Genomic DNA, 10,327 nt, shown 5'->3' with positions numbered 1-10,327 from the left:
ATTTAATTTTGAAAGCATTTTTAAATGCTCTATGATGGGTATATAATAGCGAAAATAGCGGCATCAGAGCATCATTTACACAAATAAGCGTGACATAATTATGAGAGAACAAGTAAAAGTTATTCAGCTCAGTGGTAATTTAAATGCCACAACTTCACAAGAATTTCGACAAAATATCACTGATATTTTAGAAAGTGGTGCGAAAATTGTGTTAGTGGATTTTAAAGATGTAATATTTATGGATAGTTCAGGTTTAGGAGCTTTAGTGTTAGCTTTTAAAACCTTGCGGGCAGCAGATACTAAGCTTGTTCTTTGCTCAATTAATGAGCAAGTAAGGATATTATTTGAACTTACTAATATGGATAAAGTATTTGAAATATTCCCTAGCCAAGACGCATTTAATCAGGTTTTAGTATCCAATACGTAATTAATCAAACTTCATTTGCAAAATAGATAAATCATCATCAAAAGCATCTTTGGAGTTCAGAGCGATTAAATAACTCAGTACATGATCGAGTTGGCAATCAACAGGATTTTGTAAGCTAACTAGTAGCTGAATAAAAGCATCCAAACTCCAAAGAGTGCCATCTGATTTAGTGATTTCATAAGCGCCATCACTAAAAATGTAAAGGCTACTGAATTTTTCAATATTGTAAACCCCGTCAACATATTTTGCTTCTGGAAACATCCCAACTGGCATACCGGGGGTTTTCAAGAGTTGAACGTCAGACTTTCTCGGGGATAAACCAGTTATTAAAACTGCTGGCGGATGACCTGCACTAGCATAAACTAATTGGCGGTTGATTCGATTGTAAACTCCGTACCAAATCGTAAAGTATTTGTCATTTTGATAATTCATCTGGAAGGTATCATTCAAAGCCTTCAACACATCACTAGGTTGATAGTAATTCAGACTTTTAAGCGCACGAGAACGCAGCAGATTCAGCACTGAAACTGAGGGAAGAGTAGCTTTGAGTCCATGTCCCGCAGTATCGAGTAAATAAATTGCTAGATAATCGTCATCAAGCCAATAGTAATCGAAACAGTCACCACCGAGTTGCCGCGAGGGAATAAACCGGAAATTTATATTGAAAGGTTCAGTCATAGGAAAAGGCAGCAGCGATCGCACATATTCTGCTGCTTCTGACATTTCTGATTCTAAAAGCAACTTTTGAGCCTGCAAATCTCTACTCAACTGATGCAGGCGTAACCCCGCTCTTACCCGCGCTTGTAATTCATTATGCTCGATAGGTTTGGAAATAAAATCATCAGCACCAGCATCTAGACCTTTGACACAATCGGCAACTGAATCTAAGGATGTTAATAAAATAAAGAATGTGGTAAAAAATTTGGGATCTGTTTTAATACGGTGGCAGACTTCCAGACCAGTCAACCCCGGCATAATCCAATCACAAATAATTAGTGCTGGACGGCAAGCTAGCGCTTTTTCTATTCCTTCCTCGCCACTACTAGCAGTAACTACTTCATAACCCTGTTTTTCTAACATCCTTTTCAAAAGTGTTTTTATGGAATAATCATCATCAATTATTAGTATTTGAAACATAGGTATTTCTCAGAAAAACTCATTAATAATTTACTAGCAAAGATAGAAAATCAAAATATTATAATGTGAGTTAATTAGTTACTAATAAAACAGTTTTCTTTTTCATAAAGTACAAAGATACGGGTTTTAATGTGGAAGGCAGAAACTCTTTATATCTAAATTTTTATTCCTAAATTATGTACTTAGTTGCAACCTGCTGTATTTCTGTATTAACAAGTAGGACAGCGTAAATAATTCAAAGTTTGCTGTAAGGGTTTTAGACCTACTTTGTTCGCATAGCCTCTTGTAAAGAAGAAAAAGCTGAAAGCCCCTACTATTAACTAATGTCAATATTATTACATTAGTTAATTTATCTAGAATTTTTCTATATTTCCCAGTCGAATTTATAACTTTTTGACAGTCATAAAACATTATGGAGGTGCAAGAGGATTCATCCACAACAGGATAGAACTTCTTAACTGGTTCAAGTCGCGGTATGCTTCTTGCTTGAACCATTGCCCTAATGCATCAAAGGGGGTAAAAGACGTTCCAGTTTGCCATTTAATATCTTGACCTAAAGGCGTTGTATGATTTCCTGGTAATGTTTGTGCTGTCACCATGTCATCAAAGCGTTCTTGTAAGATTTTGGTTAAAGCTGCTGATTGATCAATGGTGTCATTACTAAACTTTATTAATAAATTACGTCGGATAGTGTAACGCTCTTGGACAAGCTTGTTAGTTTCCAACGGTGAAGGAGTAAACTCGATTCTCAAAGTAGAATTGAACTGTTCTACTAGGGGAATAGCTTCTTTGGCGGCGTAGTTGTTGAAGGATAGTAAAATATTGCCTGCACGTTCTACTTTAAAGAGGCTACCAATTAGCAAGTGAAGTTTACAGCCCATACTGTGTCCAAGACCATAGATGGGGAAGTAAAGCTTGCGTAATGCTCCAGAATCATGTAATCGTTCCAGGGTGCGGTCAAAGTTTAACAGCACGGATTTTGCGATCGCTGTATGATCCAATGTATTGACAAAAGGCGTAGCAATTACGACATAGCCTTTACTTGCCAGTTGTTCGAGTAACCAGCGATAAGTGATGTGTGGTGCAGTGGCGACAAATGCACCTCCTAAAAAATGGATGATACCTATGGGATTTCGGGGAATGATTACCCAGTTACCTCTGACTTCTTTCCAGTCCATGCCGATAAGCGATCACTTTCTTGATATTCTTTATGTTAGACCGGGGATCGCTACCGTGGGAAGGATTAGGAAAAAAGCTACGAACGATTGGTAATTACGTTACAGTTGAAGTCTAAATCTCTAGCCATAACTGGTCTATCAGAAGAGGTTTTTTAGTCTGACCTATTTTTCGATTACGAATTACGTTACTGAGTCTTGTCTGCGATATGCTGTTCGCAAACGAACGTGATACACGTTAACGTAGCGAGTCCGCACAGCATCTTGTAGAGAAAGTCATTACAAAAATTATTTTAACCCTGAGTCTGTAATCGTTTCATTTCGTGTTGCACATCTAATGCAATCTGTAAGGCTTCATTAAGCAACCTTCCATGCTCAGTAGCCTGTTCATTTACTTGCATGGCTGTTAAAGTTGCTAAATTGTTGACGAATAGTTCTGTATTACTAAGGATAAAGCTCTTATTTTCTCTCAAAATCCTTTCTGTCTTCAAAGCGCGAACTAAATCAGCTTTGGTAAGATTAAGCGCTGCGAGAACACTCTCTCTTTCTTTTATCAGCACTTCTGGATTACCAGCTTCTTCTATTTGGTCATTGATATGTATTGCTCTAATTACAGTATTATATCTTTCAACATCGTTTAACAGGATTTGGAGAGAGTTTGTCATGTTGAGCTTGACAATTTTACTTCTCTTTTTCCATATTAAATATAAGATGGTTTGCGTAAGACCGCCAACCCAAAGACCTAATATAATTAATACTATCCAGGATGGAATTGCTATCCATGATACAAATATTTTGAGAATTATATCAAATAAAAGATAGCCAAAAACAAATGTAGCAAACCCAATAAAAACTACAGTAGCTCCTTCCGAACTTTTAATTTTTTGGATGTATATTTTTGCAAAATTTTTGAGAGGATTTGTAATGATTAAAAGTTGATCATTGACAGGTAAATTAGTCAGCTTTTGCAGTTCATCCTGACTAATTTCCAAGCCCTGTAAATCATCCCGCACAGCTTTTTAATCCTTGCCAGAATAGTTATTTAATCTAATATAGCAATCAAATTTCTAGAATGCTGGCATTTTGTCTAAACTTTTTTAAGCAAGTTAATACTTCTAGCCAATGCCAAGAGTTTTTGTACAATATGATACTCTTTTGCCCAGATAGCAATCCTATTTTAGTTATAAAAATGAACAAACCGCCAACGTGCAGCGTTTCGTAGAGAAAAACGCCAAGAAAAAAACGAAATCGAAAATAAATCAATTGCTTGTAAATGTAATGATAATGCAACGGGTTATTTTCCTGTTAAACAGCTATTTCTAGCCATAAAAAGAATAATAGAAAAGTCCGCAAAAACGGACTTTATTGTTTAGTTATAAATAATTGTGTCTCACTCGTTACATTAACTTCCCTTCGGAGAAGATTGTTTCTGTTTTGAAATGCCACGTTGAGGGTTTAAAAATGGAGGGATGGGACAGTCTAACGTCATAGCGATCGCTCTGAGCAAATCTGCTTCTGATTGTGTAACTTTGTTATCTAATAGTACCGTGTGAGCGCAGGCATCTACAATAGCTTGCTTGAGTTTGGGACTGGCAAGGCGGAGGCGTTCAATACTTTTCTTAAGTTCAGTGAAATTACAGCTTGGTGGCGTGTCTGGTTTTTCTTGTTCTGCGGCTTTGGGAAGCCGAAAAACTCCAGAACGAAAAGCATAGGCGATGTCTTCGGTGGACGCATCGGGTTGAGAGTGTCCAACGCGGGCAATTACGGACAGTACTAAGAGGCTATCTGGCCAAATCTGTTCTATGGAGGTGTATTCTACTGTTGTTGTAGATGCAGGATTTATACTAAGTTGGAGACGATGCCACAGTATTAACTGCAATACAAAATGCCACAGTGATAAACTTCCGGTGGCTACAGCTAAACCGTGGACACATTTGCATAGTCTTTGGCATTCTTTGGCAGAATTTTGGCGCAATACGGGTACTGCCAAATCCACAAGTGGTAAGCGAATTTTGGCATCTAACTGGCTAATTTCGTTACTCAATTCTAGAGTTTTGTCTACCAACTCAGCAGGCTGTACCTCGCGTAACCAAGCAATCTGACGTTTTTGGATCTCGATATTTTCTGTATCTAACGCTAGCGCAAAAGCGATCGCCATTGCACTTTCCTGCTCCCGTACACCCAAGCGCAGGGATTCTGGTAACTGCGATAACAGCGCTTGAGCATGAGCAAAATGCTCTGGTGTAACGCTTCCAACTTGGTTTACAACCTGTTCTGGTGTGGCGTTGGAACTACCAGCAAAGCCCATTGTTAGAGATTCCTGGGAAGGGGAACGCATTTGATTGCGAGATGGCATTGCTGGCAAATTGCTAACGTTCAAACCCCCAACGCGACGGATACGTTCTGCCAGAGGTGGGTGGGTAGAAAACATATTGTCCCAGAAAGAGGGGTTGAGGGCATTACCAAAAAACATGTGGCTAGCGGCTTCTGCACCAGGCGAAATCAAGCGTGAATCCATCTGTTGGAGTTTTTGGAAGACTCCGTTAAGTCCGTTGGGGTTGCGAGTGAACTGTACAGCCGAAGCATCGGCAAGAAATTCACGTTGGCGAGAGACGGCGGCTTTAATCAGCCGTCCACACAGTAATCCGATACCGCCAATTGCCATTAGTGCCAAACCAAAAGCCCAGATGGGTAAACCCTTATCTTCCTTTCCTAAACGGAAGCTATCGCGAATGCGCCAGAGCAATTCCCCGGTTAAATAAATGAACAAAATCCCGTGCAAGAGTCCCACTAAACGCAAATTTAGCCGCATATCTCCATTAAGAATGTGGCTGAATTCGTGGCCGATAACTCCTTGTAACTCATCTCGGTTTAGATGTTGTAAAGTCCCACGGGTAACACCAATTACAGCATCATTGGGCGTAAATCCGGCAGCAAAGGCATTAATACTGGTTTCTCTTTCCAGGAGATAAACTTCTGGGACAGAAATACCAGAAGCGATCGCCATTTCCTCGACTATATTTAATAGTTGTTGCCCTTGTTCATCTGCCATATCTGGGAGTAAGAGTTGTCCCCCCAACTCCTGAGCAATGACGCTTCCTCCTTGACGGAGACAGGCAATTTTATAGAGACTTCCCACTGCGATCGCAATTATTGTAATCCCAGCCACGTAGAGAAATATCCCTGGATGCCACCAAACACGTGGAGCCATGCGGAGCAGAAATAAAGTGGCAATGTAAATCGCAATAATCATGACTGCGATCGACAGGGAAAATAATCCAATTAATTGTTGCGTGTTTTGGCGTGCCCGATCCTGATGTTCAAAGAAATTCATAGATATTTAAAAAGACACGCGTGGAGCATTTCTCATTTCTGGAGTCGCTTCGGCGAGCAATTCTGCAACAGTAAAGTTAAAAGTATTTGCCACAAGATTGCTGGGGAAAGATTCGCTCTTGGTGTTGTAAAGTGTTACCGCATCATTAAAAGCCTGACGTGCAAAAGCAATCCGGTTTTCAGTAGAAGATAATTCTTCCATCACCTGAGTCATGGCGCGATCGGCTTTCAATTCTGGATAAGATTCTGAAAGTACCATCAACCGACTTAACGCACCCGTCAGCGCTCCTTCAGCATTGCCCAACTGTTGCATCGCTTGCGGATCGCCGGGATTTTGTGCGGCACGACTACTAGCATTAATTGCAGAATTCCGAGCCGCAATAACTGCTTCTAAGGTTTCTCGTTCATGTTTCATGTACCCTTTGGCAGTTTCCACCAAGTTGGGAATTAAGTCATAGCGACGCTGTAATTGAACATCGATTTGAGAGTAAGCATTTTTGTAACGGTTGCGATACTTGACTAAATCGTTGTAGGCATTAATGATAATTAGAGCAACAATGGCAACTAAAGCAACAGAAAATATTAAAAGCCCCATATTTTTAGATTATTTCAATCAGGTACTTACTTTATATCCAGCAAATATTTGTGTGGATATAAAGATGAGTCTACTTTTAACAAGTTGGCTTCGTCGCCTGTAAAATTAGTTACGCAATTGCACTGAGCTAGATAGGTTGCCCAAAGCCCAATGCAGTTGAAGGGCTTTGGCGTTAACCCAAAGTGTATTGCTATATAAATAGAGACGCAATAACTATAATTGCGTCTCTACGAACTGTCTATTTAGCCTTTTTACGTGTAATTGCACCCACCAAAAGGATAGTTGTTAATTAAATTATTCCTGGGCCTCTACCGCGTTTGTCACCCTTTTCGGTCAACTTGCCTTCTTCATCCTGATTAACTTCTCCAAGTTCTTCAACACGTTGTGCAGTGTCTTCTGCTGCTTGTTTGCGTGCATCACCTGGTTCTTCGTAGTACATTTCCGGCTCAACTGCATAGTTGTTCAACAAACCTTCTTTGTCTACGGTGTATCCGTCAGTAGTGCGTACACTTTCTGGATCGGTTTGGTCATCTGTAGCTGCATCCGCCTCCCTTTCTTCTGTAGGGAGTGTTTTGTAGTTGCCGCCTTCTCTTTCGATCCGAGCAGCAGTTTCGGCTGGAATAATGCCGCGATCATAAGTATCTACTTCAGCGCGATCGGATGAATCTGTATCTCTCTTAACTGCTTCATTAGCCATAATTTATGTCCTCGTAAAAGAATCTATTAAATAACTTCAAAAACTAGATTAAGCTTTTTTTTATCTCCGAACTACTATCTTTAGAAGTGATTTAAAATTAAAAAGAGGATTACATCCTCTATCTTACGATGTATCAAAAGATTAATATTAATTCAGGTTAAATACTAATAATTTACATTTACTATTTAAGACAAGGAGTTTAAGCCCCTTGTCTTAAAGGTAGATAAACTTCTACCATAATGTAGTTTACTAGTTGAATGGTTAGAAAGTTTATTCGCCCACAAACTGATTTTTGAGGGATTGAATTTCATCAGCTAATTCTTGCCGAGTTGAAGCTTTTAGTAGATAACGGAAAATAAACCAACTGGCATAACCAATTCCCACTAATTCAAAGAGTGGTGATAGTAATGGAATATCATTGATTGCATCCAGTAGTGCTAGCACTAACTTTGCTGTAACAATGGCAGCTAAAATTAAACTAACAGTGATTAAAGGCTGCTTATAGTCCTGAAAAAAGCTACCTAAGTATTTGGGTAGTTTCTCCAAAAATTGAGAAACTTGTCTGCTAATTTGCTGCCATTGAGATTCCGGTTCCGATGCTGGCGGTAACTTTGGCAAGTTTGCATCTACACCTTCAAGTGCTAGCGCACCTTGTGATATTGAAGTATTGATAGATTCACGTTGCTGTTGTTCGGTTTCCATAGTTTTCAATGATTACAAAAGTTTCTGTAACTGAACTGAGCATCAATAAATATAATCATTAAAGTCGTCAGTTCTCAATTATTAATGGTCAGTAATAAGTATAACTGACCATTAAGGTTGAGTAGGAAAATATAAATTGATTTTTCTCTACCTACTCACTCGAATTTATTGTTAGTTGCCTCAGTTTGTTGGTGGGGCAACAGTTGCTTTAACAACTACAGTTTTGACACCTTTAATTTCTTTCGCTAAACGTTCAATTTTAGCCAACTCTTGCTGATTGTTAACAGTTCCTCCGATAGTCACAACTCCATCCTTTGTGGCATCAACTGTTAGTTGACCCTTGGGTATGTTTGCCTCTAGCTTAGAGCGAACTTGACTTGATAAGTCACCTTTAGCTCTGTCTGTATCGCCGCCAGTGACATTATTTCGTTGTTCGCGGGCTCGGATATCAGCATCAAGTTGTCTTCTGCGAGTTTCACTTTGTGCGTCTTTTTGAGAAGCTTCTGTTGTTTGTACACTCGGTGATTGTGGAGCTTCATTAGGATTATTGGGTGCAGATTCACTTGTTTTAGAAGCGTTATCACAAGCAGCAACACCAAAAACTAAAAGGGTGCTAATTAAGAAGGGGGTTAGCTTTTTCATAGATTTAATTCGCAATCGGAAAGTGAAATTTGTTGATTTTTACGGTGAAGTGAGGAGCAAGTTTTTGAATTCTTGCTCTTGCAATTGTGTGTAATTAGTATCAGTGAAAACTACTTTGGATTAAAGTGTTTCATCACGACGGTCAACAATCACTACAGCAGGATCGTGAATATGAGGCTCTCTTGAGTGATTGGGGTGAATGGGATTGGCTACTGTTGTGTCATGATGGATTACTCGGTCGGAACCTGGCCGATGTTCGCCTAAATCAGTGGCATCATAAATAGCAAATTCTTCAATACCCCGACGCTTGAGAATCGCTTCAGCTTGGTGGATTTCAGCTTCCGTACCATCGATAATTACCAAGTAGTCGCCTCTTTGGAAGCGATCGCTATATACCCGCGCTCTGTCTTCAGGAATTCCCAAGCCAACTAGTGCGCCGACAATACCGCCAGCAGCTGCACCGATCGCACCACCAGCTAAGGTTGTGGCCAAAGCTGTTGCTACTGCGCCACCAGCAATCACAGGCCCAACTCCAGGAATTGCTAGAGTTCCAAGACCAACTAATAAGCCAGTCAAGCCGCCTAGAACACCGCCTGTAGCTGCTCCAGTTTTAGCACCATCGTCTGCTTTATTACCTGTTCCAACATTTCTATCTACATCGACACCAGCGATCCCACGACCGTCTGTATCTTTGGCGATGATGGAGACTCTACTTAAGGGAAAACCCGCATCTCGTAATTCTGTGAGTGCCGCTTCTGCATCTCGGCGATGAGAAAATACTCCTATCGCGCGTCTAGCAACACCACTATGAGCCACATTTACGTTATGGGTTGGAGCGACATAATCAGCATTTCTCGCATCTGGGTTGTCGTAAATACCAAACTCTTCGACACCACGCTGATGGAGAATTGCTTCTGCTCTAGCGATTTCCGTATCTGTGCCATCCAGGATTACTAAATAGTGTCCTCGTCTTACACGTTCGTCATAAACCCTAGCTCGTTCTTCGGGAATTCCTAAACCAATCAATGCACCAAGCAAACTACCAGCTACCGCACCAATCCCTGCACCAGCAAGAGTTGTAGCTAGAGTAGTTGCTGCGGCTCCAGCCAGCATAATTGGCCCAATTCCAGGAATTGCCAAAGTACCAAGACCGACTAATAAACCAGTTAATCCGCCCAAAGCGCCGCCTGTAGCGGCTCCAACTTTAGCACCTTCATCAGATTTATCACCGACGCGATCGCGCACTTCAGCACCAGCAATATCTTCTCTGTCTCCATCTTGCGTAATGACAGAGACTCTGTTCATATCAAAGCCGACTTTTTTCAATTCATGTAGCGCATGTTCAACATCTCGACGATTAGAAAATACACCTACAGCACGTTTATGTACACCTACAACCATTATCTTTTTCTCCTCAGCAACAATCAATTATTCACAAATTTATAGCTTGTAATACCCTTATTAATACATGTTTAGATTTATCTTTCATCAATCGCTTGGAAGAATTTTTATCTCTATCATTAGGTATAGGTGTTTTTATCTAAATGAGTAAATATAAAGTCACACTTTTCTAAATACTTATATGTTTTAGTTCTAAAATTTTTGCTAGACATTGACAT

The 10,327-nt window shown here is 40.1% G+C and carries 10 protein-coding genes; 1 reads left to right on the top strand and 9 read right to left on the bottom strand.

Translation table 11 applies throughout. The annotated features are described in order from the left end of the window. Positions 1–100: 100 nt before the first annotated feature. The gene (locus G1O98_RS33010) at positions 101–427 is read left to right on the top strand and encodes an STAS domain-containing protein (RefSeq protein ID WP_163937441.1); all 327 of its coding nucleotides are present in this window, start codon (positions 101–103) and stop codon (positions 425–427) included. Here G1O98_RS33010 and G1O98_RS33005 read toward each other — a convergent pair whose 3' ends face one another. The 9 genes from G1O98_RS33005 to G1O98_RS32965 all read right to left on the bottom strand — a co-directional run bounded on the left by G1O98_RS33005 (position 428) and on the right by G1O98_RS32965 (position 10,109). Beyond that, entirely contained in the window at positions 428–1,564 is a 1,137-nt protein-coding gene (locus G1O98_RS33005; RefSeq protein WP_163937438.1) for a SpoIIE family protein phosphatase, read from the bottom strand. It abuts the gene before it with no gap. A gap of 410 nt (positions 1,565–1,974) precedes the next feature. Further along, a complete protein-coding gene (locus G1O98_RS33000) occupies positions 1,975–2,742 on the bottom strand; it encodes a DUF1350 family protein (protein ID WP_163937435.1) in 768 nt (255 codons plus the stop codon). A 290-nt stretch (positions 2,743–3,032) separates the two neighbouring features. Continuing rightward, positions 3,033–3,752: a hypothetical protein gene (locus G1O98_RS32995; protein WP_163937432.1), complete on the bottom strand. Its 720-nt coding sequence runs from the start codon at positions 3,750–3,752 to the stop codon at positions 3,033–3,035. A 389-nt stretch (positions 3,753–4,141) separates the two neighbouring features. Then, on the bottom strand, positions 4,142–6,073 hold the full coding sequence (locus G1O98_RS32990; RefSeq protein WP_163937429.1) for a M48 family metallopeptidase: 1,932 nt from the start codon (positions 6,071–6,073) through the stop codon (positions 4,142–4,144). Positions 6,074–6,079: 6 nt separating this feature from the next. Next, complete coding sequence (locus G1O98_RS32985) at positions 6,080–6,667, bottom strand: LemA family protein (protein WP_114084712.1); 588 nt, start codon at positions 6,665–6,667, stop codon at positions 6,080–6,082. A 289-nt stretch (positions 6,668–6,956) separates the two neighbouring features. Next, entirely contained in the window at positions 6,957–7,364 is a 408-nt protein-coding gene (locus G1O98_RS32980; RefSeq protein ID WP_163937426.1) for a hypothetical protein, read from the bottom strand. Positions 7,365–7,634: 270 nt separating this feature from the next. Then, complete coding sequence (locus tag G1O98_RS32975) at positions 7,635–8,066, bottom strand: CAAD domain-containing protein (protein WP_163937422.1); 432 nt, start codon at positions 8,064–8,066, stop codon at positions 7,635–7,637. 180 nt (positions 8,067–8,246) lie between these two features. Next, positions 8,247–8,708: a BON domain-containing protein gene (locus tag G1O98_RS32970; protein WP_163937419.1), complete on the bottom strand. Its 462-nt coding sequence runs from the start codon at positions 8,706–8,708 to the stop codon at positions 8,247–8,249. Positions 8,709–8,828: 120 nt separating this feature from the next. After that, the gene (locus G1O98_RS32965) at positions 8,829–10,109 is read right to left on the bottom strand and encodes a general stress protein (RefSeq protein ID WP_163937415.1); all 1,281 of its coding nucleotides are present in this window, start codon (positions 10,107–10,109) and stop codon (positions 8,829–8,831) included. Positions 10,110–10,327: the final 218 nt, after the last annotated feature.

Origin of the sequence: Nostoc sp. UIC 10630 (genome assembly GCF_010747425.1) — a bacterium.
Lineage (GTDB): Bacteria > Cyanobacteriota > Cyanobacteriia > Cyanobacteriales > Nostocaceae > Nostoc.
The sequence above is the reverse complement of the archived record's forward strand: the minus strand, read 5'-3'. Positions and strand labels throughout refer to the sequence as shown.

Coding starts and splice junctions, on each gene's coding strand:
- G1O98_RS33010 (WP_163937441.1), top strand. CDS start 101: ATGAGAGAACAAGTAAAAGTTATTCAGCTCAGTGGTAATTTAAATGCC.
- G1O98_RS33005 (WP_163937438.1), bottom strand. CDS start 1,564: ATGTTTCAAATACTAATAATTGATGATGATTATTCCATAAAAACACTT.
- G1O98_RS33000 (WP_163937435.1), bottom strand. CDS start 2,742: ATGGACTGGAAAGAAGTCAGAGGTAACTGGGTAATCATTCCCCGAAAT.
- G1O98_RS32990 (WP_163937429.1), bottom strand. CDS start 6,073: ATGAATTTCTTTGAACATCAGGATCGGGCACGCCAAAACACGCAACAA.
- G1O98_RS32985 (WP_114084712.1), bottom strand. CDS start 6,667: ATGGGGCTTTTAATATTTTCTGTTGCTTTAGTTGCCATTGTTGCTCTA.
- G1O98_RS32980 (WP_163937426.1), bottom strand. CDS start 7,364: ATGGCTAATGAAGCAGTTAAGAGAGATACAGATTCATCCGATCGCGCT.
- G1O98_RS32975 (WP_163937422.1), bottom strand. CDS start 8,066: ATGGAAACCGAACAACAGCAACGTGAATCTATCAATACTTCAATATCA.
- G1O98_RS32970 (WP_163937419.1), bottom strand. CDS start 8,708: ATGAAAAAGCTAACCCCCTTCTTAATTAGCACCCTTTTAGTTTTTGGT.
- G1O98_RS32965 (WP_163937415.1), bottom strand. CDS start 10,109: ATGGTTGTAGGTGTACATAAACGTGCTGTAGGTGTATTTTCTAATCGT.